General features: G+C 68.8%; 22 protein-coding genes and 1 pseudogene. 14 read left to right on the top strand and 9 right to left on the bottom strand.

The window, feature by feature from the left end:
* Positions 1-10: 10 nt before the first annotated feature.
* The 3 genes from ACWD02_RS07290 to ACWD02_RS07280 all read left to right on the top strand — a co-directional run bounded on the left by ACWD02_RS07290 (position 11) and on the right by ACWD02_RS07280 (position 4,572).
* Entirely contained in the window at positions 11-1,435 is a 1,425-nt protein-coding gene (locus ACWD02_RS07290) for an FG-GAP-like repeat-containing protein (protein ID WP_451205542.1), read from the top strand.
* 328 nt (positions 1,436-1,763) lie between these two features.
* Positions 1,764-2,666 (top strand): amidohydrolase family protein, encoded by a 903-nt coding sequence (locus ACWD02_RS07285; protein ID WP_451205540.1) that lies wholly within the window; start codon positions 1,764-1,766, stop codon positions 2,664-2,666.
* A 169-nt stretch (positions 2,667-2,835) separates the two neighbouring features.
* Complete coding sequence (locus ACWD02_RS07280; protein WP_451205537.1) at positions 2,836-4,572, top strand: chitinase; 1,737 nt, start codon at positions 2,836-2,838, stop codon at positions 4,570-4,572.
* A gap of 111 nt (positions 4,573-4,683) precedes the next feature.
* Here ACWD02_RS07280 and ACWD02_RS07275 read toward each other — a convergent pair whose 3' ends face one another.
* From ACWD02_RS07275 to ACWD02_RS07260, 4 genes are all read right to left on the bottom strand, one after another.
* Complete coding sequence (locus ACWD02_RS07275; protein ID WP_451205535.1) at positions 4,684-5,661, bottom strand: esterase/lipase family protein; 978 nt, start codon at positions 5,659-5,661, stop codon at positions 4,684-4,686.
* A 443-nt stretch (positions 5,662-6,104) separates the two neighbouring features.
* Entirely contained in the window at positions 6,105-6,926 is an 822-nt protein-coding gene (locus ACWD02_RS07270; RefSeq protein ID WP_451205533.1) for a S1 family peptidase, read from the bottom strand.
* A 142-nt stretch (positions 6,927-7,068) separates the two neighbouring features.
* Positions 7,069-7,665, bottom strand: a complete 597-nt coding sequence (locus ACWD02_RS07265; RefSeq protein WP_451205530.1) for a hypothetical protein — start codon at positions 7,663-7,665, stop codon at positions 7,069-7,071.
* 224 nt (positions 7,666-7,889) lie between these two features.
* Complete coding sequence (locus tag ACWD02_RS07260; RefSeq protein WP_451205527.1) at positions 7,890-8,813, bottom strand: helix-turn-helix transcriptional regulator; 924 nt, start codon at positions 8,811-8,813, stop codon at positions 7,890-7,892.
* A gap of 135 nt (positions 8,814-8,948) precedes the next feature.
* On the opposite strand from ACWD02_RS07260, the gene ACWD02_RS07255 reads away from it, so the two are divergent.
* Complete coding sequence (locus tag ACWD02_RS07255) at positions 8,949-10,244, top strand: MFS transporter (RefSeq protein ID WP_451205524.1); 1,296 nt, start codon at positions 8,949-8,951, stop codon at positions 10,242-10,244.
* Between the two features lie 876 nt (positions 10,245-11,120).
* Positions 11,121-11,378, top strand: a complete 258-nt coding sequence (locus tag ACWD02_RS07250; protein ID WP_451205521.1) for a hypothetical protein — start codon at positions 11,121-11,123, stop codon at positions 11,376-11,378.
* 236 nt (positions 11,379-11,614) lie between these two features.
* Here ACWD02_RS07250 and ACWD02_RS07245 read toward each other — a convergent pair whose 3' ends face one another.
* The gene (locus tag ACWD02_RS07245) at positions 11,615-12,736 is read right to left on the bottom strand and encodes an alpha/beta hydrolase (RefSeq protein WP_451205518.1); all 1,122 of its coding nucleotides are present in this window, start codon (positions 12,734-12,736) and stop codon (positions 11,615-11,617) included.
* Between the two features lie 438 nt (positions 12,737-13,174).
* On the opposite strand from ACWD02_RS07245, the gene ACWD02_RS07240 reads away from it, so the two are divergent.
* The 3 genes from ACWD02_RS07240 (at position 13,175) to ACWD02_RS07230 (ending at position 14,171) form a co-directional block, all read left to right on the top strand.
* Positions 13,175-13,375 carry a hypothetical protein gene (locus ACWD02_RS07240; RefSeq protein ID WP_451205516.1) on the top strand — a complete coding sequence of 67 codons (201 nt, stop codon included), beginning with the start codon at positions 13,175-13,177 and terminating at the stop codon, positions 13,373-13,375.
* A 9-nt stretch (positions 13,376-13,384) separates the two neighbouring features.
* A complete protein-coding gene (locus ACWD02_RS07235) occupies positions 13,385-13,654 on the top strand; it encodes a hypothetical protein (protein WP_451205513.1) in 270 nt (89 codons plus the stop codon).
* Between the two features lie 169 nt (positions 13,655-13,823).
* A complete protein-coding gene (locus ACWD02_RS07230; RefSeq protein WP_451205511.1) occupies positions 13,824-14,171 on the top strand; it encodes a VOC family protein in 348 nt (115 codons plus the stop codon).
* 85 nt (positions 14,172-14,256) lie between these two features.
* Here the strand turns inward: ACWD02_RS07230 and sigJ are convergent, their stop codons facing one another.
* A complete protein-coding gene (gene sigJ, locus ACWD02_RS07225; protein ID WP_451205508.1) occupies positions 14,257-15,156 on the bottom strand; it encodes an RNA polymerase sigma factor SigJ in 900 nt (299 codons plus the stop codon).
* A gap of 99 nt (positions 15,157-15,255) precedes the next feature.
* Between sigJ and ACWD02_RS07220 the strand changes: the two genes are divergently transcribed.
* Together ACWD02_RS07220 and ACWD02_RS07215 are read left to right on the top strand one after the other, a co-directional pair.
* Positions 15,256-15,618 carry a hypothetical protein gene (locus tag ACWD02_RS07220; RefSeq protein WP_451205505.1) on the top strand — a complete coding sequence of 121 codons (363 nt, stop codon included), beginning with the start codon at positions 15,256-15,258 and terminating at the stop codon, positions 15,616-15,618.
* Positions 15,619-15,777: 159 nt separating this feature from the next.
* Entirely contained in the window at positions 15,778-17,115 is a 1,338-nt protein-coding gene (locus ACWD02_RS07215) for a fibronectin type III domain-containing protein (RefSeq protein WP_451205502.1), read from the top strand.
* A gap of 121 nt (positions 17,116-17,236) precedes the next feature.
* On the opposite strand, the gene ACWD02_RS07210 is transcribed toward ACWD02_RS07215, so the two are convergent.
* Positions 17,237-17,761 (bottom strand): 2'-5' RNA ligase family protein, encoded by a 525-nt coding sequence (locus tag ACWD02_RS07210; RefSeq protein ID WP_451205499.1) that lies wholly within the window; start codon positions 17,759-17,761, stop codon positions 17,237-17,239.
* Between the two features lie 573 nt (positions 17,762-18,334).
* Here ACWD02_RS07210 and snpA point away from each other — a divergent pair.
* The 3 genes from snpA (at position 18,335) to ACWD02_RS07195 (ending at position 20,197) form a co-directional block, all read left to right on the top strand.
* Positions 18,335-19,027, top strand: a complete 693-nt coding sequence (gene snpA / locus ACWD02_RS07205; protein ID WP_451205497.1) for a snapalysin — start codon at positions 18,335-18,337, stop codon at positions 19,025-19,027.
* Between the two features lie 242 nt (positions 19,028-19,269).
* Positions 19,270-19,797, top strand: a complete 528-nt coding sequence (locus tag ACWD02_RS07200; protein WP_451205494.1) for a DinB family protein — start codon at positions 19,270-19,272, stop codon at positions 19,795-19,797.
* A 64-nt stretch (positions 19,798-19,861) separates the two neighbouring features.
* Complete coding sequence (locus tag ACWD02_RS07195) at positions 19,862-20,197, top strand: hypothetical protein (RefSeq protein WP_451205491.1); 336 nt, start codon at positions 19,862-19,864, stop codon at positions 20,195-20,197.
* 121 nt (positions 20,198-20,318) lie between these two features.
* Here the strand turns inward: ACWD02_RS07195 and ACWD02_RS07190 are convergent, their stop codons facing one another.
* Together ACWD02_RS07190 and ACWD02_RS07185 are read right to left on the bottom strand one after the other, a co-directional pair.
* Positions 20,319-21,884 (bottom strand): alkaline phosphatase D family protein, encoded by a 1,566-nt coding sequence (locus ACWD02_RS07190; protein ID WP_451205488.1) that lies wholly within the window; start codon positions 21,882-21,884, stop codon positions 20,319-20,321.
* Positions 21,881-22,459, bottom strand: a complete 579-nt coding sequence (locus ACWD02_RS07185) for a phosphoesterase (protein ID WP_451205486.1) — start codon at positions 22,457-22,459, stop codon at positions 21,881-21,883. The genes ACWD02_RS07190 and ACWD02_RS07185 overlap by 4 nt, the downstream gene beginning before the upstream one ends.
* A gap of 336 nt (positions 22,460-22,795) precedes the next feature.
* Here ACWD02_RS07185 and ACWD02_RS07180 point away from each other — a divergent pair.
* Positions 22,796-23,293 (top strand): annotated as a pseudogene (locus ACWD02_RS07180) (RNA polymerase sigma factor); the annotation flags it as partial.
* Positions 23,294-23,722 lie beyond the last annotated feature (429 nt).

Here is a 23,722-nt window from a genome sequence, read left to right as displayed (position 1 = left end):
GAGATACCCCATGCCCCTGCCCTTCCGCACCGTTGTTGCCGCCGCGGCCGTCACCACGCTGACCGGTGGTCTGCTCGCCGTTGGCCCGGTGGCGCCCGCGGCCGCCGCTCCCGCCAAGCTCGCCGATGACTTCAATGGTGACGGGCACCGGGACATCGCCATCGGCGCGCCGTACAAGACCGTCAACGGGGCGGGGGCCGCCGGTGAGGTGGTCGTGGCTTTGGGGTCGGCCGATGGTCTGACGACCCAGAAGGTCGCCCTCACCCAGAGCTCTGCGGGAGTGCCGGGCACGCCGGAAGACAGTGATCATTTCGGGATCTCGATGGCCAGCGGCGACCTGGACGGTGACGGCTACGCGGACCTCGTCGTGGGCGCCGACGGCGAGGACGTGGAGACCTATGAGGGCCAGGGCAGCGTCACCATCCTGTGGGGCGGCGCCAAGCCGTTCACCAGCAGCACCACGACCACCGTGGCGAACCCGCAGCAGCACCAGGCCCACGGCTACGACGTCGCGGTGGGGGACTTCACCGGCGACAGTGGCGCGGACCTTGCGGTGATCGAGCCGGGCGCGATCGCCGTGTACAAGGGCGGTATGACCCGGGACAGCAAGCCCATGGCTTCGTACAACCTGGCAGTCGCGGGTTCGGGTCTGCGGTACACCGAGGCTGCCGTCGGCGACGTCAACGGCGACGGCAAGGACGACCTCGCGGTGACCGGCGACGCGGGGACCGGCCGCCCGGGCACTGACATCTTCACGGGTCAGGAGGGCAGCCCGAGCCGGATTCAGCGCGTGTCCGACGGCGACACCGCCGTCGCTCTCGGCGACATCAACGGTGACGGCTTCGACGACATGGCCACCTCCCTCACCTGGCCTGACTTCTTCTCGGTCGACGACCCCAGCGACGGCTCCGGCTACGTCACGGTCCGCTACGGCAGCCGATCGGGATTCGGCGACCCGGTGACCCTGCACCAGAACAGCACGGGTGTGCCCGGTGCCAACGAGGACGGCGACAACTGGGGAGCCTCGGTGGAGATCGGCGACATCACGGGTGACGGCAAGGCGGAACTGGTGGTGGGCGCCAACGGCGAACAGCTCGGCGACCTGGACAACGCCGGCGACGTGACCGTGTTCCGCGGCTCGGCCTCGGGAGTTTCCCAGTCCGCGGTGGTGCGCATTTCTCAGGACACCACGGGAGTTCCGGGTGCCGCCGAGGCCGGAGACCTCTTCGGCGCGCAGGTTCGGATCGCCGACTACGACCGCGACGGCAAGGGCGATCTGGCGGTGACGGCCTCCTTCGAGAATGACCGCAGCGGTGGCCTGTGGACCTTGCCGGGCACGTCGTCCGGCCTCACCGGATCTGGCTCCAAGTCCCTCAGCTCGGCTGACTTCGGCCTCGCGCAGGGCTCGCGGTTCGGGGAGAGCTTGCTCGACTGAGCCGAGCGGCCCACGGGGCGTCTGCCTCGAAGGGCCTCAACTGAGTACGAGTGGGGCGGCCTGGCGCCTCGGCCCGAGCCTTTGCGCGTGGCGCCAGGGGCGTGTGCGCCAGGCCGCCGTGTGCGCCAGGCCGCAAAGCTGCAAGCAGCCACACCGGCAGGCGGCCTGGACCTCGTGGAGGATCACGGGCAGGCTTCAATGATCACGAGCGACGGCGGCCCGTCCGGGACCTTGAGTGACGGCGGGCCATCCGCGACCTTGAGTGACGGCCGGCCATCTGCGAAGGAGGCAGCACCCAAGGAGGCGGCACCCAAGGAGGCAGCACCAGATGAGCACCACCTCCCGCACCACCGTGAGCAGCGAGGCCGATGACATCCGTGGTTTCTGGACCGGGCTCGGCCTGCCCGGACTGATCGACGTGCACACCCACTTCATGCCTGAACGCGTCCTGCACAAGGTCTGGGACTACTTCGACACCGGCGGCCCTCTGATCGGCGGGCGGGCCTGGCCCATCACCTACCGGCGGGAAGAAGCGGAGCGCGCGGCCCTGCTGGACGATTTCGGCGTGCGGGCCTTCACCTCGATGCTCTACCCGCACAAACCCGGCATGGCCCGGTGGCTGAACGGCTGGGCGGCCGAATTCGCCCACCGCACCCCCCGCTGCCTGCACACCGCAACCCTCTATCCCGAGCCCGATACCGGCACCTACGTCCGTGAAGCCCTCGAGGCCGGCGCCCGGATCTTCAAGGCCCACATTCAGGTGGGCGCATACGATCCGGCCGACGAACTACTCCAGACGGCGTGGGGGCTGCTGGCCGAGGCCGGGACTCCTGTGGTGATGCACTGTGGATCGGGGCCCGCACCCGGCAAGTACACCGGTCCCGAGCCCGTCGCCCGGGTTCTGGCCCGTCACCCCCAACTGCGTCTGATCGTCGCGCACATGGGCATGCCCGAGTACGAGGAGTTCCTCGACCTCGCCGAACGCTACGAGCAGGTACACCTCGACACCACGATGAACTTCACCGACTTCACCGAGAGCTTCATGCCCTTCCCCCGCACGGCCCTTCCCCGCCTCGCCGACCTCGGTGGCCGCATCCTGCTCGGGACCGACTTCCCCAACATCCCCTACCCCTACCTCCATCAACTCCAGGCCCTGGAACGTCTGGAACTGGGGCGCGACTGGCTACGGGCCGTGTGCCACGACAACGCGGCAGGGCTGTTCAACCTCTGACCACGGCCCGGGAGATTTATGGCCGCACTCCGCGGCGTCTTTATCGCTCCGCGGTCGGTTCGCTGTGCCAGAGGTCTTGACAACTTGATTGGTCTGGACCAGCTTTGCGCACAGCAGCGGTGGCCACCGGCTCGCACCTTCGTCCCTCGCTTCTCCCTGGAGGCATTCCGTGGACCGTGTACGTAAGGGCAGAGCTGGCGTTCGCCAGAGAATCGGCGCGGCGATCGCCGTCGGTGCCGCTGCCGCGCTCGCCGTCACCGCGCTCGCCTCGCCTGCGCAGTCGGCGGACGCCACGGCGACGGACGCCAAGGCCGCGGACGTCAACGTGGCCAAGAACGCCGGGTTCGAGTCGGACCTGAGCAACTGGACGTGCACCGCGAACAGCGGCGCCGCCGTCACCTCCCCCGTGCACGGCGGCACCAAGGCGCTCAAGGCCACCCCGGCCGGCCAGAGCAACGCCGAGTGTTCCCAGATCGTCGCCGTCAAGCCCAACTCCACCTACAAGCTGAGCAGTTGGGTGCAGGGCAGTTACGCCTACCTGGGTGCCCGCGGCACAGGCACCACCGACGTGTCGACCTGGACGCCTGGCAACTCGTCCTGGCAGCAGCTCTCCACCAGCTTCACCACCGGCGCGAACACCACGTCGGTCACCGTGTACACGCACGGCTGGTACGGGCAGAGCGCGTACTACGTGGACGATGTGAGCGTCCTTGGTCCTGACGGGGGCGGCGGCACCGACCCGGTGGAGATACCGGCGGTGCCGGCCGGCCTCAAGGCGGGCACGACGACGTCCACGTCGGTGGACCTGTCCTGGACCCCGGTGTCCACGGCCACCGGGTACACCGTCTACCGAGACGGCACCAAAGTCGCTTCGTCCGGCGGCGCCTCCACGACCGTCACCGGGCTGACGCCGGAGACCACCTACAACTTCCAGGTGAGCGCCACCAACGCGGCGGGGGAGTCCGCGAAGTCGACGTCAGTGTCGGTTCGGACCGCCAAGGGCGGTGGCGGGGACGGTGGCACCGTACCCAAGCACGCGCTGACCGGTTACTGGCAGAACTTCGACAACGGTGCGACCGTGCAGAAGCTGCGGGACGTCTCCTCGCAGTACGACATCATTGCCGTCTCCTTCGCCGACGCCACCCCTACGCAGGGTCAGATCACCTTCAACCTCGACCCGGCCGTCGGCTACTCCTCCACCGCCGACTTCAAGGCGGACATCGCCGCGAAACACGCCGCGGGCAAGTCCGTGATCCTCTCGGTCGGCGGTGAGAAGGGCACCATCTCGGTCAACAGCGACGCTTCCGCGACCGCCTTCGCCAACAGCGCCTACGCGCTGATGCAGGAGTACGGATTCGACGGCGTCGACATCGACCTGGAGAACGGCCTCAACCCCACCTACATGACCAATGCGCTGCGCCAACTCTCGGCGAAGGCAGGCCCGAAGATGGTGCTCACGATGGCGCCGCAGACCATCGACATGCAGTCCACATCGGGCGGCTACTTCCAGACGGCGCTGAACGTGAAGGACATCCTCACGGTCGTCAACATGCAGTACTACAACAGCGGTTCGATGCTGGGCTGTGACGGCAAGGTCTACAGCCAGGGCAGCGTGGACTTCCTGACCGCGCTCGCCTGCATCCAGCTGGAGGGCGGCCTCGATCCCTCGCAGGTCGGGATCGGCGTCCCGGCATCGACACGCGGCGCGGGCAGCGGATATGTGGCCCCGTCGGTCGTGAACAACGCCCTGGACTGCCTGACCCGCGGCACCGGCTGCGGCTCCTTCAAGCCGTCGAAGACCTACCCGTCGCTGCGCGGCGCGATGACGTGGTCCACGAACTGGGACGCGACAGCGGGCAACGCGTGGTCGAACTCCGTCGGCCCGAAGGTGCACAGCCTTCCGTGACGAACGGCCATGGCGGGGTGGCAGGACCACGGTCCTGACCGTCCCGCCCTTGGCGACGCCGCCTCCGGTCGAGGACAGCGGCGGGCCCGCGCTTGTGGCGCTGCCGGTGACTCAAGGCATCGGCAAGAGCGGTGTGACGCTCCGGCAGTTCCAGGTGCCGTGGTGGGCGGGATCGAGAGCGTCCAGGGCCAGGTTGATCACGTTGGGCGAGTACGGGACGTCGCTGTGGCCCGATCGGTCACCGGGGCACACCTGCTGGAGCGTGATGTTGTCGACCGCCCCCGGACGGCCGACGGGCGCGGTGAGGAACCCCGAGGTGTACGGGGTGACCATCTTGTCGTAGATGGTGGCCACCACCGTGTAGAAGACGCCGGGCACGGTCTCGCCGCCCTCGTTGAGCCGGGTCAGGAACGAGGACCCCGCCAGCTGTTGCTGGATGGCGGGGCCCACCGCCGTATCGGTCGCCGGGGCGATCGTCCTGACGAGCGTGTCGAGCCCATGCACCGTCGTCCCGTGGTTGTCCGGGGCGAGCCCGACCAGCCGGTGCACCTTCGACGCGCCGCCCTCGAACTTCAGGTACTGCCGCGGCATGAGCCCGCCCAGCGAATGGCCCACCACGTCCACCTTGCGGGCACCGGTGGTGCGGAGCACACGCTTGACGTATGCGGCCAGCTCCCGGGCCGATTCCTCGATACGGCCGGTGCCCTTCGCGCCCAGCGCGTTGACGGGGCTCCCGTGGGCGCCGTAGTTCAGAGCGTAAACGCAGTAGCCGGCGTCGGCGAGTGCGGGCGCCATGGCGTTCCAGGTGTTGTACGCGTTCATGGCTGTGCCGTGGACGAGCACCACCGGCCGAGGGTGAGCGCGCCGGTCCGTGCCTGCCGGGCAGGGGCTTGTGGGGTCCGTGCGGGCGCCGGGCGGAGCGGAGTTGGCGATCGCCGGTGACAGCAAGGTGGGCACGATGGCGCTGAGGGCGGTGTCGTGGTGCGGGCGCGGCTCGGCACGTGCGCTCGCCGCGGAGGGCGAGGCCGGGCCGGCGAGCACAACAAGGGAACAAGCGGCGGCGACCGTCGCGACGAAACGCGAAAGCATGGGGGGCACCTTTCCGGCAGGCGGGCCAGGGCGGTTGGACCTCGGGCTGCACCAAGCGCACCCGGGCTCCGCACCGGCAACGCCGTGAGCGCGCCGAGGTAACGGCGTATCCCTCAGGTGCACCACCGCGGTGTGATCCAGCCTGCCTCCCAATCAGCCTGCCTCGCCGGAACCTCCAGACGAGACAGGTTCGACGGATGCTCTGCGGGCGCTTCTTGCTCCGGCGGCATCCACGGAGCTGTCCAGGTGGGCCACCGCTCTGATCAGCGTCCGGCGAGTTGAGAGCCCGCCACGACTTGCAGATCAGGCAGAAGGGATGTCCGGCCGGGTCGGTCAGGACCCGGTACCTTTCGGCGGTGCACTTCGAGGGCGGTGCCGTCACCAGCAGCGATCAGCGGTGCGGCCGCAGCGCTGATCGCCGTGGTGCTGTCACTGGTGCCGGTTCACCGGGCGGTGTTGGCCTTCATGGTCTGGTGGATCCAGCCGACATAGGCGGGAGCGTTGGTGTACAGGCCGGGGCCTTGTGAGCAGGGCACATTGGGGGCGCCGGGCCCTGAGGTGACGCCGATCAGCTCCCAGCGTCCGTCCCGGCCCTTTTGGACCTGTGGTCCGCCGGAGTCCCCGAAGCACGCCATGGCCCTGGGTACGGTGCTGATCGTGCACAGCCGGGTCCGGTCGGCGTACCCGGGTGCGCACTCGGATTTGGCGCCCCTGCGCGTGTTCAGCTCCTGCAGATGCTCGGGGAACGCGAACTCGGTGTCGATGGTCGTGCCAAAGCCCAGGATCCGGGTCGGCGTGCCGGGCCTCGAAGGTCGTTTGGCGATCTTGATGGGGTGGTCGGTGACCGGGCGGTCAAGTCGGATCAGCGCGATGTCGTTGGTGTTGGCGACCTTGTTGTCGCCGTTCACATAGCCGGGGTGGACGAAGGCCCGGTCGATCTTGCGGACGGTGCCACCGGATGTGCGGTGCTCGCTGCCCACGCGCACGATGCCCTCCAGCTCAAGTCCCTCACCCTTGACGCAGTGGGCCGCTGTCAGCACCCACTGCTCATCGATCAGTGATGCCCCGCAGTTCCCGTCGAGCAGACCGGCCTCGGGGGCCGACATCGGAATGGTCGCCATGAAGGGGTAGGCCTGGGTGGAGTCCGATCCGTTGACGATGGCGTGGGCACTGCCTGCCAAGAGGGCGGCGCAGGCTGCGGTGGCGAGAGCGCCGACGGTAGCGGCGCGGGCGGTACGGCGGTGCAGCGGTTTGGAGCTGAACACAGAGGGTTCCCTTTTTCCTGGGTGGATCTGTACGTACTCAGCCTCGTGATGCGGGGCCCGCCGGACCATCCGGGCAACGGGTCGCTCGATGGTGGGGCCAGCCCCCCTCTGTACTGGGGAACCTCGTGGTCTCGCCGGCTGATCAGACATGGGGCCGGTGGTGGACCCCGCGTTGCAGTCGGTGGCGTTGCTGGTAGGACCAGGTCACCGCCGCCAGAAGCGGTCCCCACAGCAGGAGTGGGGCGTAGGCGGCGAGGAAGAGGATGGTGCCGGCTGAGCTGTCGGGGTGCGTGCTGGGGGAAGTCAGCAGTGCGCCAAAGAAGAAAACCCACCACAGCACGGTGACCGTGAGAGCTCCCAACGAGGCTGCGAGGACCGCGAGTTGCGCGTTGACCGGGCGCCCGGCCAGAAACGGAACCCAGCGCGGTACCACCTCCCCCCAGGGCCGTACCAAACCGAGCGTCAGATACGAGGCGCTCTCGGCGACCGCACCGAGCAGCAGAACGTAAGCCAGGGCGAGCAACGCGGAGTTGTAGGGAAAGGCGGCAAGGAACTCCTCGCGCTCCATCACCCCGACCGGCATCCCGAGCACGAGCCCAAGTCGCCACAGCGAGGAGGGCACGGTCGACCAGGCCGCGACGTGAGCGGCCCGTACCGCCCAGCGTGGGGGTGGCGGTACCGGCGGCCGGGCCGCTGTCGATGGCGGCACGCGGGATGCGGATGAGGCGGTCTCCGTCATGCGACGAACCTCTCGCACCGCCCGGCCGGGAACGTCGTCCCGCGTGATGATCCGCCTCCGCTGCGCGGGGGAGTACGGCACGGTGTACTGCTCTGCCGGGACGGCGAAGCGATGCCTGATGCGCCTGTCGAATACGGATCCCGCGTATAGGCGCTTCAGGGAGCGCGCTCAGGGCTGCAGACCGCGAGGCTCAGCGGTCTGCCGGAACCGTCCGAGCAGGCTGCTCAGCGCAGCTGGTCGGTGGGCTTGGTGGGCTTGGCGGGCTTGGAGGCCTCGGTGGGGGTGGCTGCCAGACTGGCCAGGAGTTTGAGGCGCTCCTCGGAGATGCCGCCCGGTTCGGCGGTGTAGAGGCTCAGGTCGTGCACGGCCCGGTGAGACACGGGCAGGTCCAAAGACTGGTAGGTCAGCTCCAGGAGACCCACCTCGGGGTGTTGCAGCCGCTTGGTGCCCTCGTGGCGGATACGGACATCGTGCGCGGCCCACATGGCGCGGAAGTCGGCGCTGAGGGTGGACAGTTCGCCGATCAGCTCACGCAAGGCCCGATCATGCGGTTCACGCCCGGCCTCGGCACGCAGCAGCGCGACGGTGGCGCCGGCGCCGGCCTCCCAGTCGACGAAGAAGTCCTGTGAGCCCGCATCGAGGAAGTGGTAGCGGGCGAAGTTGGCACGGCCGCGCTTGTCGGTCGTGGTGCTGTCGAACATCGGCGCGTGCAAGGCCCTGCCGAGCGCGTTGTGGGCGATGACGTCCAGGCGGCCGTTGCGTACGAAGGCGGCGGACATCGTGACGGAGTCGAGCAGCCACTGGATGCGGGGCGGGGCCTCGACGTCCCTGCGGCGGGAGGGGGTGCGGCGGGCGGGCCGGGCGGCGCGGGCCAGGTCGAACAGGTAGGTGCGCTCATCTTCGTCCAGCTGCAGGGCCTGGGCGACCGCGGCAAGGACGTCCTCGGAGACGCCATTGATGTGGCCCTTCTCCAGGCGGGTGTACCACTCGGTGCTCACGCCGGCGAGCACGGCGACTTCTTCTCGCCGCAGGCCCGGGACCCGGCGCCGGGCGCTGGTGGGCAGCCCTGCCTGCTCAGGTGTGATCTTGGCGCGTCGGCTGGCGAGAAAGTCCCGGATCTCCGCGCGGTGGTCACTGTGGTCGTCCATGCGTTCCACCGTAGCCACCGGGGCTCGCGGAGGGAGGTCGAGCTTGTACCCCCCATAAACGCAACCTTCTCCACCTGCGACGCAGCCGTTTTCGTGGGATCAGCACACCGCACACGACCCCCACGGAGTTGATGCATGAGTACGCGAGGAGCAACCCTCCACGCCCCCGCCGAGGCCGGGACCGGGACCGTACGGGCTGACAACCCCCAGCCTTCGTCCGCCCGGCTGCCGCTCGTCGTCTACGTGCTCGCGCTGGGCACGTTCCTGATGGGCACCACCGAATTCGTCGTGGCCGGACTGCTGCCCGAGATCGCGGGCGACCTGCAGGTCAGCGTCGCCCAGACCGGCCTGGTGATCACTGTCTTCGCTGTCGGGATGATCGTCGGCGCGCCGCTGATGGCGATGCTCACCTTGCGGTTGCCCAAGCGGCTGACCTTGATGCTCGCCCTCGGCGTCTTCGCCGTCGGGCATGTCATCGTTGCCCTCGGCTCGAACTTCACCCTGGTCCTGGCGGCCCGGTTCCTGACCGCCATCGCCACCGGCGCCTTCTGGGCGGTGGCCAACGTGGCTGCCGCGCGCGCCGCGGGCCCGGCCGCCAGTTCCCGCGCCTTGGGGCTGGTCGGCGCCGGAGCCATGCTCGCCAACGTCGTCGGCGTGCCGGTGGGCGCGTTCGCCGGACAGCTCATGGGCTGGCGCGGACCCTTCTGGGCGCTCGCGGCCCTGTCCGCGGGGGCCATCGTTTTGATCGCCCGCACCGTTCCGACCGGCGGCGGCGACCAGCAGGCGGTCACCATCCGCTCCGAGCTGACCGCGATGCGCTCCGGCCGCCTGTGGCTGGTCCTGGCGGCCTGCGCCACCACGACCGGCGGCGTGCTGGCCACGTACTCCTACATCTCGCCGCTGCTGACCGGCCGGTCGGGCATCGCGTCCGGGCTCGTGCCGCTGGTCCTGGTCGGCTTCGGCCTCGGCGCCCTGGCAGGCTCGCTCGTCGGAGGCCGCCTCGGCGACCACCGCCCGCACACGGTCACCATCACGGCCGCCGCAGGAGCCACCCTCCTGCTCCTGGCGATCTCCCTACTGGCCGGCTACGCCGTAGCCACCATCATCCTGCTCGCCCTGCTGGGCTTCTTCGGGCTCGGCGCCAACCCGGTGCTGATGTCTCTGGCCGTTCGCTTCGCACGCCAGGCACCCGTCCTGGCCTCCGCCCTGACCGTCTCGGCCTTCAACCTCGGCACCGCCATCGGCTCCTGGATCGCCGGCCTCACCCTGGACACCTCGCTCGGGACCACCGGCCCCGCCGTGGTGGGCACGGCCATCGCCGCCCTCACCCTGATCCCCACCACCGCCATCTCTCTCACCCAGCGCCGTCGCTCCGCAGCAGCCGTCCAGGCCATCACGGAGGCTCGCGCCGGGCAGAGCTCGACCAGGTAGCCCTCGGCCGCACTGCTCGCGCGATCACGCTCGTCGAGCCGTGCCCGTTCTGCCGTGCGGGCGGCATCACCGTGCACAACGGGGGAGGAGACGACCCACGGGCCGCCGTGGCGACCTGCTTGACCGGGCCGACGTGCCTGGCACCCGTCGACGTCGAGCGAGGGCGCCGAGCGTGGCGCGGGCCTTTGTCGGCCTGGAGACGGCGTTGGCAGCGGTCGGCGTGAGAAAGTGAGGAAGAGCGGGCCCGAGACGACGGGGGGTGCACCTCGGACCCAGGGGGTGACTAATCACCCGTGGAAGTGATGACCAACCAGCCTTTCGATCAATGCCCAGAGAGCACGCGCCCCCAAAGCAACAGCAAGCCGATCCGCAAACTCGCGTGACTTCCCTTTCTGCCGGGAAGGTTGCGACGCTTCCGCCACTTCACACCTCATCTCCGGGGCGTGCGTCCCTACACCTTGCGTGGAGGGCCGCCCCCCTCTTCCTGAGATGAGCCGCTTCGAGGCTACTGCCGCCAACTCTCGTTGTCCGGCGAACGGTTGAAGCGGGTGCACGTTCGGTCAACGGGTCCGCAGGGAGCCGAGGCGCCAAAGACCGGGAGCAGCGCCGCCCCTGCCGCATCACCCGTCCAGCCCTGGCGAACCCCGTGGCGGGCCACGTTGCTGCACGTGTGTGTGCGTCGCCGAAGAACCGTTGATCGCCTCGTTGCGCGCCCCGTTGGGGCGGACCTTCTTCCCGGGCAGGGAGATGGACGGGGCGGTACTACTCGGGCGGATGCCGTAGGAGGTGTTGTTCGGCGCGCCAGGGCCGGCCCCGCAGACCCTCGCGTCCGCTCTCGCCTGAGTAACTTCGCTTTGTGATCTTCGTTTCCAGATCATGAAGAAGATCACCGCGCTTGCCGGACTCGCTCTCGGAAGCATCGCCCTGGCCACCCCTGCCCACGCCGACAACGACAGCAACTTCGGGGAGGGCGTGAACGCCGCGAACAGTTGGAACTTCACCGCAGCGGCCGTGTGCCTGCAGGAGGTCGCCGTCGTGCCAGTCCTCGGCGACTGGGTAGGTGACCACAAGAACAACTGCGCCAACGGAAACGTCATCGATCACGCAGAGAAGGCCCTGCCACCGCTGCGCTAAAACACTTCCGCCCCAAGCCCCGCATCCGATCAGGTGCGGGGCATTTTTATTGTCCGGCGAGTGCCTGTGGCCCGGCAGGGCTGGATCTGATCCTGCCCGCGGTGTTTTGCGTGCCGAGCTGCAGGTTGGGCGATTAACTCGTGGTTCTACGTCGATACGAGGAGCCGGTCTAGGTCATCACGCACGTGGCTCCTCGGCAGGCCGTGGCGGTACCGGCCTGCCGGGAGCACTCCTGGTCAGACGAGGTTCTTGGTGAAGAACTCGTCGAGCAGGTCGAAGGGGATGAGGTGCTTGCGGTCGTACAGGTCGACGTGATCCGCGCCCGGGACGATCACAAGGTCCACGGTGTCGGGGGCCTTCGCCCGGACGTCCTCGGAGTAGTAGCGGGAGTGCGCGTTCGCACCGGCCACCAGGAGGGCCTTGCGGGGCGCCAGCATGTCGATGTTCGTCATCTGCCGGAAGGCGAAGAATGACATCGGCGTGGTCCCGGTCCACGCGGTGGTGGAGTTGATCGAGCGCGGGTGGTAGCCGCGCTCGGTGCGGTAGTAGTCGAAGAAGATCTTCGAGATCGGGTCGGCGTCCGCCGGGAGGGTCTTGGGCAGGACGCGGTTCGAGGGGGCGACGTTGCCGTTCTCATCGAAGGGCACTTCGTGGGAGAGGCGTGCGTAGGTGCCCTTCTCGGCGTCGATCCAGCGCTGCCGGCTGAGGTGGTCCACGACCTTCTGGCGCTGCTCACGCGTGTAGTGGTCCTCGTGGCCGCGGGACATGCTGCGCGACATGTCGTACATCGAGACTGCGGCGAGCGCCTTGATACGGCTGTCTGCAGCCGCCGCGGTGAGTGCCATGCCGCTCAGGCCGCAGACGGCCTGGACGCCGATCCGCTCGCGGTTGACGATTTTCTGCAGGCCGAGGAAATCGACGGCGGCGCTGAAGTCCTCGGTGTAGATGTCGGGCGAGCCCACGTCGCGCGCCGTGCCGCCGCTCTCCCCGGTGAAGGAGGGGTCGAAGGCGAGGGCGACGTAGCCGCGGCGGGCGAACTCGTTGGCGTAGAGACCTGAGGACTGTTCCTTGACCGCGCCGAACGGGCCGCTGACCGCCAGGGCGGGCAGCTTCCCCCCGGTGTTCTTCGGCACGTAGAGGTCCGCGGCGACCTCGATGCCGTAGCGGTTCTTGAACCGCACCGAGGTCCGCTTGACGTTCTTGTCCAACGGGAAGGTGTAGCCGCCCCTGGCCGTGGCCTTGCCCTGTCCCGCGGCGCCCGTGGCGCGGCCGGTCTCCGCACCGAAGGAGGGCAGAGCCGTGAAGGAGGCGGCGGCGCCGGTGGTGGCGATCAGTCCGAGCGCTTTGCGACGTTCCATGGAGTAGGCCTCATATTCGGTCGGTGGAGGAAGGGTGCGACGGTCGTCGGTGTCGTGACCGAGGCGTGATTCCAGGAGACCGTTTCTGCGCCAGGCGTGGCAGGTCGGGTTTATGGGGGGTACAAACTCAACCCCCACGCGCGGGGGTGCGTCGTAGCGTGCATGGCAGGGCAGCCAGACGGCAGCGCAGCCGGACACCGGGCTGGGAGGCCCGCCTGACGTGTACTTCGACTGTCCGCGAGGGCATCCACCGCGGTGGTGCCCACGGCTCGGGATGGGGGAGCCGCCGCTACCGCGTACCGTCGGCCCCAGGGCAGCCGGGCTCGTCTCCGGTCAACACCGAATCCGGCCGCACGGCCGCCCGTCCGGCCGAACGAGCGCTACGCTCCTAGTGCCAACCGGAATCACGACCCGTGAATCCACAGCCAGGAGGACGGCATGAGCGACCAGCCGTGGACCACCGAGGAAATCGCCGACCTCGACGAGACAATCACCGTTGCCCGAGAATCCGGCAACGAGGAGCTCGCCTCCTACTGGCAGAACATCCGCGACGGCAAGGCACCCACAACCGACTGGGAGACGCTGCGCGTCGACCTATACGCAAAACACGGCATCGACGTCAGCGGGTCAGCGGCATAATCAGGCGCTATGGCGCCCCAGCATCGCAAGGCCGGAGCCCGCGTCGTCCTCGGCCCCACCGCGGTCCAGCAAGCAGCAGGCTTCAATCCCGCCGAAGAGATCGCCGTCGACCGGGCTCTTGCCGTCATCGCCGCCGAACCGACTGTCGGCACTCTGCGCCCTGCGATCGAACACGGCGCGCCGATGTGGGAGTACCGAGCCCCAGGTTCTGAAGTGCGGGTCGTCTACACCCTGACCATTCGGCGGACGATCATCACGGTCGCCTACTTCGAAGCGTGAGGCAGCCGTAACCGCGAGATCGCGCAGGAAGCAGTGGCGTTAAGGCAGAGCTGGTTGCGGGAGCTGCTGACCGACGGGCAGCGTGTTGCGGAAGTGCGTGCGGTGGCGGACGTGGCGTAGTACTCCTGGGGAGACACAGGGACACGTCTGTTCTCACTTGGAGTCGTCGATGACCGTTCGCCGTGTCGTGCCCAACATCCAGTCGGAGGCCGCGCAGGAGAGCCGGGAGTTCTATGGCCTGCTGGGCTTCGAGGAGGTCATGAACCTCGGCTGGATCATGACTCTCGCCTCCCCGACCACCCCGGCAGCGCAGATCAGCGTCATGACCAGTGACAAGACCGCGCCGGTCACCCCTGACATGAGCGTCGAGGTGGACGACGTGGACGCGGCTTATGCCGTCATGCGGGAGAGCGGTGCGGAGATCGTGCACCCCTTGCAGGACGAGGAGTGGGGCGTGCGGCGGTTCTTCGTCCGCGACCCCAGCGGACGGGTGGTCAACGTGCTGGGCCACCGCTGACGGCTTCTCCCTCACCTCTGGTGAAGGTAGTGGTGACAGCGGCTCGTTGTCGGCCGCGGCCAGGACGGGTGCTTCGTGACACGGCCTAGTCGCCGCGCAGCCACGGCCGCAGCTTCTCCGGATTGCGGACCACCCAGACCCGGGTGACGCGGCCGTCGTCGATGTCGAACGCCGCTACGGTCATGACCGTGCCGGCGCGCTGCGCCACCAGGCCAGGCATGCCGTTGACGGACCGCTCCAGGAGGTCGAGTCCCGGCGCCGTGTCGGCGACCGCGACCATGTACTGGGCGATGCGCGTGCTGCCCTCGACCGGGCGCAGGGCGGCACCGACCAGGCCGCCGCCGTCGGCGGTCATCACGGCGGCCGGGTCGAGGAGGTCGACGAGGGCCGCGATGTCCTTGGACTCCCAGGCCTCTTTGACCTGCCGCACCGTCTCGGCCTGCCCGGCCGCCGTTACCGGGGCCTGCGCGACGCGCACCCGTCGCCGGGCGGAGGCCGCGAGTTGCTTGCAGGCCGGCGGTGTTCGGCCGAGGATGTCGGCGATCTCGGCGAACGGGTACCGGAAGACGTCGTGCAGGACGAACGCCACTCGCTCGGCGGGTGTCATCGATTCCAGGACCACGAGAAACGCCATGGTCACCGATTCGTCGAGCACCATCTGATCGGCGGGATCGGTGTTACGCCCGTGGTCCCGCTCGGCGTGGTCGGGCAGTGGGTCGGGCAGCCAGGCGCCGACGTAGCGTTCACGCCGGGCCCGCGCAGAGCCGAGTACGTCCAGGCAGATGCGGCCGGTCACCGTCGTCAGCCAGGCGCCGGGGGAGTTGATCTCGTCCTGCCGACCGCGTGGCAGCGCGTACCAGCGCGCGTAGGCCTCCTGTACGGCGTCTTCGGACTCGGTCAGTGACCCGAGCAACCGGTAGGCGACATTGATCAGTTGGCGCCGCTCGCCCGCTATGCCGTCGGTGCTCGTTCCAGCCGTCCCCATGCCTTCGACCCCCTCGCCTTACCTTTCACAGGCCCGCGTCGTCGGCCTGGTGAGACCTTATCGATCTACTGCCTCCGGGGCAGAAGAAGGGACCGTGGCATGGCAATCCAGGCGACGAATCAGCGCAGTCTCTCGTTTCTGCAGATCGCGATCACCCTGCAGACCCTGATCATCTTCCTTCAGGCGGTCTCCGCCGGACTGCTGATGACCTCGTCCTACGGAGAGACGCTGCACGATGTCGGAGCACGCGTGATGTACGGGGCGTCGATGTTGTATGTGCTCGCTGCGGTGCTGGCGTGGAAGCCGGGCGGCGGCTCGCCGCGGCCCATCTGGCACGCGACCGGCTTCCTTGTTCTCGCCTCGGCCCAGGTGGTGCTCGGCATCGCGCACGTGCCGTCGGTGCATTTCCCTCTGGGCGTCGCGATGTTCGGCCTGAGCGTGCTGGCGCTGGCGCGGCGCTGAAGGTCCCGGCCTGCCGTCCAGGCGCGCCGTCTCCCCTTTCTTGGTCATGTACAGCTACAGTGCCTTGCCCCCACGTCAAGTCCGACCAACTCCCCCCACGACTGCATCCCGAACTCCCGTACGTCCGTGCGGGGTTCCACCGGAAAGGGAAAGCCAGCCGTGCCTCAACGCTCCAGTCTCAGACCGGCAGCTGTCGCCTCCGCGGCCGCCGTCGTCCTCGCCCTCGGTATATCCGGCACCGCCCAGGCTGCCGCGCCCACCTCGGCGAACAGCTCCGCCCACCGCGTCAGCGATGACCCGGACCAGCCCGACAATCCCCTGTACGACGCTCCCGAGAGCTTCCACGTCCTATCCGGGCGTGAGTCCGTCTCCCTCTCCTGGAGTTCGCTCTCCGCGGCCACCGCCTACGAGGTGTACCGGGCCGAGGCCGAGGGCACCGAGCCGGACGAGGTCGGCCCGTACACGCGGCTCGCCACCGTGGCCGAGAGTTCGTACGTCGACAGCGACGCCGACCCCGACGTCGAGTACGCCTACAAGGTCCGCGCCCTGGACGGCGCCGGACACGTCTCGCCCTACACCGACCCCGTACGTGGCCACCGTGACACCGTCGCGCCCCTCTCGCCGCAGGACCTCACCCTCGCCCGCGAGGACGAGCGCGGTGTGACGCTGACGTGGCGCAGTGGCAACTCGGACGCGGTGAAGTACGTGATGTACCGCTATGTGTCCCCCAACTCGCCGCCCACCAAGGTCGGTTCGACGACTTCGCTGACTTTCCGTGACACCAAGGGTGAGCCGGGCCGTATGTACACCTACGAAGTGCGGGGTGTCGACGCTGCGGGGAACGAGTCCAGGGGGTCGAACTGGATAAACGGCACCAAGACTGTCACCGAGGCCACCGTGCCCGGTGCCCCGACCATGCAGAGCCGCCAGCTCGTGGGCAAGCGGCTCACCCTGTCGTGGTCCCAGAGCCCGTACGTACCCATCTCCTCCTACACGGTCTACCGCTCCAAGACCTCCCCGGTCGACATCACCGACTCGGCCAACCGCGTGGCCACCACGACGCGCACCGAGTACGCCGGCACGGTGAGCGAGGACGAGGGCGAGCGGGACTACTACTACGCCGTCGTCGCCACGTCCCAGCATGGCGTCTCATCGGCTGCATCCACATCGGTCAAGCCGGCGTACGAGGAGCCGCAGCCGCCGCGCGCCACAGAGTTCTACCAGGTCACACCAGGCGCGGGCAGTGTGAGCCTTGCTTGGTACGTCGCCTCGTCCGGGAGTGGCGATGCCTCCGTGACCGGCTACCGCGTCTACCGCTCGACGAAGCCCGGAATCACCAAAGAGAACACCGAATTCAGCCATGTCACGAGCAGCGCCGACTATGTGGACCGCGGTCTGACGGGGGGCACAAAGTACTACTACGCCGTCACCGTCCTGAACGAGGACGGCCTCGAGTCTGCTCTCTCCCCTGAGGTATCGGCCACGCCGACCGCCTGACGCACGAGGGCCGGGAGGCCGCCTGCTTCCCGGCCCGGCCACGATGTGTCAGGCGGAATCTGGCACGGTCGAGGCGGAACTCGGAAGCCGAGCCGAGGGACCGCTCGTAGACATCTCCCGGTCAAGAGGTGAGCGGCAGTTCGGCGAGAATCTGCCAGCCGTCGGGTGAAAGAGCGACCACGTGCACGGCGGACACCTCTGCAGTGATCGGCAGACTGCTGGTGACGAGACGCTCGATGTCGGCGGCGGTAGGATCAGCCGCGTTCAAGGACACCGTGACGTGCACCGGCGGGTCCTGCCCGAATTGGCCGTCGTAGGGCACCTGTTCGGGGAACGCGGCTCGAACGGCGGTGGCCAGCAACCGCAGTTCAGGCACCGGGACACCGACGAACGCCCCAGCCCGCTCGACTTCGGTCAGCCGCAGGGGCACCCGGCCGGAGCTCGGCGCAGCCCGCACCAGCACGGCCTGCAACCGCTCCAGTTCCCTGAGGTCGAGGTTCTCGGCGGGCAGCCACGGGTAGAGCAGCGTTGCGTGTGCGGGCACACCGGGCCGCACCCCCCGCGCGTCCACCTGTGCGGCCATCTCCAGGAGCGGGTCCGCGTCCGGCAGCAGTGCCAGTACAGCCGTCGTCCCCGGCGTAGGCATCGTTGTCCTCACCCTGCCTTCCCGCGTCGAGCGACCTTGCCGCGTCAGGCGAGCCTGACAGGCTCGCCTACCTTGAGGCATGGCACCGTTGCTGACCGGGCGCTTCGCGTGCTCGAAGCGATCTTCGGTACCGGTAGCTGAGGGGCAGTGTCTCCGACACGGGGGGTCCCTGTCACCTGCGCATGTGCCCATGCGCAGGTGCATTGCAGCGGAAGAGACGATGCGGGCGTATGCGGGCGTAAGTGCATGCGGAGAGGGCGCCGGCGGTACGCCTGCACCGTTCGGAGACCCGAGGGAGGTCACCGGGACGAGTGTCTGAAAGTAGCGTCAAAGCTAGCCAAGGCCAGCCGTGTGATGCTCCAACTCCCGCCCTACGCATATCAGTTGATGCTCTGCCGCTATCGCCGAATGGTATCGGTACGGATAAGCCCCGTCTTCCCGATACTCGTTGCGACCGCAGGGCCGCACCCAACGGGCCTCGGTCCCGGGAGTCGGGGCGCCCTCGCGCGCCGAAGGCTCCCGGTCGCCCCGGCCTTCCAGGCCACCGGACATCCGAAAAAGGGACTCACCCCCATGAACAGATCCCGTAGCAGATCCCGCACCAGCCTCCTGGCCGTTCTCGGCTCCGCTGCTCTGGTCGGCTCGCTGGCCGCCGCGCCTTCGGCGTTCGCAGCGCCGGCATCCGACACCGACAAGTCTGCCGCAACGAACGCCACATCGGCGTACGCGGGCTCCGCCGAGGAGGCGTCCGCCAACCGGGAGTTCTTCGACGCCGTCATGAAGTCGGCGCTGAAGAAGCAGGCGGCGCAGCCGGGCATCCAGGTCGTCACCGTGCGCTACCGTACGACCCGCGCGCCGAGCTTCCGCAGCCAGATAGCGCAGAGCACACAGATATGGAACTCCTCGGTCAGCAACGTCAAGCTGCAGGAGTCCAGTTCGGGCGCCGACTTCGAGTACCGCGAGGGCAACGACTCGCGCGGCTCGTATGCCTCCACCGACGGGCGCGGGCACGGCTACATCTTCCTGGACTACCGGCAAAACCAGCAGTACAACTCCACGCGGGTGACCTCTCACGAGACGGGTCACGTGCTGGGTCTGCCCGACCACTACTCGGGCCCGTGCAGCGAACTGATGTCGGGCGGCGGCCCCGGCACGTCCTGCACCAACGCCTACCCCAACGCGACAGAGCGCCAGCGGGTCAACAACCTGTGGGCCAGGGGAATCGCCACCCTCAAGGACAAGGGTGAGCTGACCAAGGTCCGCTGACCGGGCACTACGCGGGTACCCGCCCGGCCGCGTGCGGCGCGCTCTCCTCCGACACGAGCAGCCCTGCTCGACGGAAGACGTCGCGCTGCCGCGGCCGGCTCGGGTGCGTGCACTCCTTCGTCCACCGGCCGCGGAAGAGCGCCAAAACACCGAGCGCCGACGCTTCGTACGTACGTGATCGCAGGTGTTCGTCGGCAGCGAAGGCCCGTGTAGGGCATGGCGGTGTGTGCCAAGTTGCAGTCATGACTAGGACACCGGACGGGCGCCCTATACCGCCCGCGCAAGCTGGTGAGCGCGCCATGCTGGAAGCGTGGCTCGACTTTCACCGTGCCACTCTCGTACTGAAGTGCTCGGGCCTCAAGGATGACCAATTACGGCTGGCTTCGGCTGCTCCGTCGTCGATGACCCTGCTGGGCCTCGTCCAGCACCTGGCCGTGGTGGAGCGCAAGTGGTTCCAGCGCGTGTTCGCAGGCCAGGACCTGCCCGAAGTTTTCGAGGAGAGCAACGCCGACGGCTTTGCACTTGCGGCAGACCGAGGGCTCGAGGAAGTCATGGCGGTCTGGCAGAGGGAGGTTGACCGGGGGCGTGAGCTCATAGCTGCCGCCGCACTGGACGACGTCGGTCACCTGTCGGAGCAGGAAGCCGGCCACGTAGGTGATCCAGGGGTCTCACTGCGCTGGATCATGGTCCACATGATCGAGGAGTACGCACGGCACAACGGCCACGCCGACCTGATCCGAGAGCGTATCGACGGGTTCGCCGGAACGTGAGGTCGTCTGCCTGAGTGGTGGCCCGAGGGGGTAGGACGTTCGGAAGCGAACGAGGGGGCGGCGGGTGGAGGCTGGCGTTGCGGCGATACTTGGTGCGGCAATTGGCGCTGTCGGTGGCCTGGGGGGAGGCCTGCTCACCCTCAGCACTCAGCTGCGGACCGTCGATGCTCAGCACCGGGCGGAGGAAAAGCGTTGGGTCGCGGACTTGCGGCGTGAGACGTACACGAGCTTCGTCACGTGCGCAAAGCAACTGTCCAATGCCGTCTGGAAGGCGTCCGATTTGCTGCACGGCGAAGGTGCTGTCGAAGACTGGGAAGGTGCCCGCAGCAGCGTGCACGACGCCTGGACGCAGTTCAGCGCTGCGGCGGCAGCCGTGACGATAGCCGGGCCGCATTCATGAGGTTGATCAGAGACGCACGGTGCCCCGCAGTGACAGTCGCCCGGAGATGTGCGGCGAATTGTGATCCGACAGCCTGCCCCTGCCCCGGGGCTCCTTCGGTCGGGGCAGGGGCAGCTGCGAGTCAGTCCCTACGGTATTGCGCGGGCGACTCCTTCGTGTCGTTGTCTTCGTAGGATCCGGTCGTGCCGCGGTCGATGTGGAACGTGGTCAGAGTGCTGATGGGGGAGTGCGGGTCACGGCGGTCGTTGATGACCCGCATGTGCGCGCTGAAGCGTTGGGGTGTCACTTCGTACACGTCGTAGCCGTACCGGTTGCCCTCGAAGTACTTCAGGTGCGGGTTGGCCTGGCCCATCAGTGGCCCGTTGGTGGCGTTCCAGTCGGGGGAGTAGGCGCCGGAGGTTATCGAGTGGGCGGTGAACTCGGTGCCGATGAGGGGGGACTGCGGTTCGTCGAAGTCGGTGCGCAGGTCGTCGACGAAGGCGGAGTGCCAGTCGCCGGTGATGACGACCAGGTCCTCCAGACCGCTGTGGTGCACGTGCTCCAGGACTTCCTTGCGTTCGGTGAGGAAGCCGTCCCACTGGTCGGTGAACATGTACGAGCCGCCGGGGCGGCCCCGGAGCTGACTCAGCATGATCGAGTTGGCCCACACGTGCCAGGCGTCGGGGGCGCGGTCGATGGTCTTCTTCAGCCACGTCTTCTGCTCGGCGCCCAGGATGGTGCCGTCGGGCAGGTTCTGCGCCGAGCGGTAGGAACGCAGGTCGAGGATGGCCAGTTCCAGCAGGTCGCCCCAGCGCCGCACCCGGTGGATCTCGGGGTCGGGCAGCGCTGAGGCGCCGAAGGAGTCGCGGTGGGGCATGTGCTCGTACCAGGCCTGGTAGGCGGCCGCGCGGCGCCGCATGAAGGGGGCGCCGCCGCCGGTGCCGCTGTAGTCGTTGACGACCTCGTGGTCGTCCCAGGTCAAGAACCACGGATGGGCGGCGTGCGCCTCGCGCAGTGATTGATCGCCCTTGTAGAGGGCGTGCCGTTTGCGGTAGTCGGCCAGGGTGAGGATCTCGGGGCCGTCGTGGTCGCGCACGTGCTGCTCGGGTACGCCGCCGACTTGGCCGTGCTCGTAGATGTAGTCGCCCAGGTGGACGACGAAGTCGACCTTCTCGCGGGCGATGCCGCGGTGGGCGGCGTAGAAACCGTCGTGGAACGCCTGGCAGTTGGCGGCAGCGAAGGTGACCTTGGCGACGCGGCCGCGCGGCGCCGTCTTCGTACGCCCCACACGGGACGTCTTGCCCAGCGCCTTGAACGCGTACCAGTAGTGGCGGCCGGGGGCCAGGCCGTCAACGGGGACGTGCACGCTGTGGCCCAGCGTCGCCGAGGCGGGCGCCGTGCCCCGGGCGACGACGCGGCGCAGCCCGGAGTCCTTGGCCAGGACCCACTCGACCTCGACGATCTCGGGAAGCTGCTGCTCTGCGGCCAGTGGTTCGGGCGCGAGTCTGGTCCACAGCACCACGGAGTGCGGCTGCGGATCACCGGAGGCGACGCCGAGGGTGAAGGGCGCGGGGTCGTATCGGGCGCCCAGGTTCTCGGCGGCCTCGCGGGCCTGCGCCGGGGTCAGGCCGGGGGCCAGCGGCCAGGCGAGGCTGAGCGCACCGACGGCCGCGGCGGACTTGAGCAGGTCACGGCGGTTGACGGTCATCGGCGGCCTCCGGTGGCGCTGAGGGTGAGGGAAAGGGCGTCCGCGTAGCCGTCGTTGGAGGTGCCGCTGCCGCTGCGCGTGAAGACGAGCAGGATGCGCGCCGAGCGGGCGGTGGGTGGCACGGCGGCTTCGGCCGTGCGCTCGAGGAGCCCCGTTTTGTTCTGCCGGTCGGCCGCGCTGACCGGGCCCAGGACGCTGAGGGCCAGAGGGGTGTTCCTGGCGTCGCGGAACTCCACGGACAGGCGCGCGCCGTCTTCCTGTGCGGCATATCCGCCGAGCCAGCCGGCCAGCGTGTAGCGGACCTTGCCCGCGTCGACGGCGCGGCGTCCGGTGGGACCGCTCCTGGGCAGGTCGATGTCCTGCGCCAGCACGGTGCGCGGGCTGTTGCCGCCCGAGTAGAAGCGGCTGCCGCGGCGGGCCGGGCCGGGGTCCGACGCGGTCGGGTAGCCGCCGCCGAGACTGTAGGCGATGAGCGCCGGGGCTCCCTGGGTGATGTTCCAGCCACGGACCTTCGAGACGGGGTCGGCGGTGCCGCCGACCCCGCTCTCCGCGTCGCCGTTGACGACGAGATTCACGCGCGCCTCCTGTGATCGGTGAGTTGAGCGCGGTCAGCCCACCAGTCCCACATGAACCAGGAGAAGTATTCCGACGAATTCTGTTACCACCGCTTCCTTGCCTGTGGCGGTCCGCCGCCACAGGAGCTCCGACCTTGTCGTTGGGGGCGCGCGATCAGTGAGGGTGTCGGGTCGTACCGTGAACGGGGCCGTAGGGCTCACTCGCGCCCTACGTCCGACAGCTGCAGCTGGAGTGGTTGAGGTGGCCGCACGTCATAGCCGCCTCGTACGTGAACGCTGCTTTCGGTACGGCCTCCAGCAGCCAGGGGCCGGAGGGAACTCAACGGGGGTCAGCGGCGAAATCTGGCTCGCAGGCTCGGCGGCGAACCGGCTGACGACCTCATGGCAGACACCTTCACGACCGCTTTCCAACAGCGGCACCGTTACGACCCCTCGTCGGCCACGGGCGACGGGGCCCGCCCTGGCTGTTCGGCATAGCGACCAACCTGGTCGGCCGGCACCGCCGGGCCGAGGCGCGCCGCTTCAAAGCCCTGGCCCGCATCCCGGCTCCCGCCGATCACGAGGAGCCGCTGGCCGACCGTGCTGCGGCCCGGGTGGGGGCACAGGCCGTAGGCCGCGAACTGGCAGCAGCACTGGCCGCGTTGCCTGTGCGGGCACCGGGACGTGCTGCTGCTGGTCGCGTGGGGCGGGCTTGGCTACGAGGAGGTGGCCCAGGCCCTCGGCGTCCCCATCGACACGGTCAGATCACGGCTGCACCGGGCTCGCGGCAAGCTGCGCGAAGCGCTGGGCGGATCCGATCCCACGACACTGCGAGAGGTATCCGACCATGACTGACGGACTCCTGCTCCTGCAAGACTGGGACGCGGACGCGGCCCCGCTCGCCGAACCGGCCCGGGCCAAGGACCGCCACCGACTGCTGAACACGATGGCGCGCGCCCAAGGGCACACCGACGCCGTTCCCAGCCGCCGCCACGCACTGCGCCTTGCGACAGCTGCCGTGGCCGCCGTGGCGGTGACGGGGACGGCGATAGTCCCGACCGTGCCGATGGCCTGTCGGGCACGGCGAAGTCCTACGAATTCCTGGGTACTAGGGACGAGCGTGCCTCGGCGTCGGGCGACAAGACGTACGACCAGGTGTCCCAAGTGGTGGAGTGGGCGATGTTCGACCGCTTGAGGCAGCGTCCCTGAGACCCCTGCCGAGATGAGCGACCAGGAAGGCGAGGCTCACTCGGCATCAGTCAGAACTGGTCGACCAAGGCCCGC

Source organism: Streptomyces sp. NPDC002853 (genome assembly GCF_053591915.1).
The sequence above is the reverse complement of the archived record's forward strand: the minus strand, read 5'-3'. Positions and strand labels throughout refer to the sequence as shown.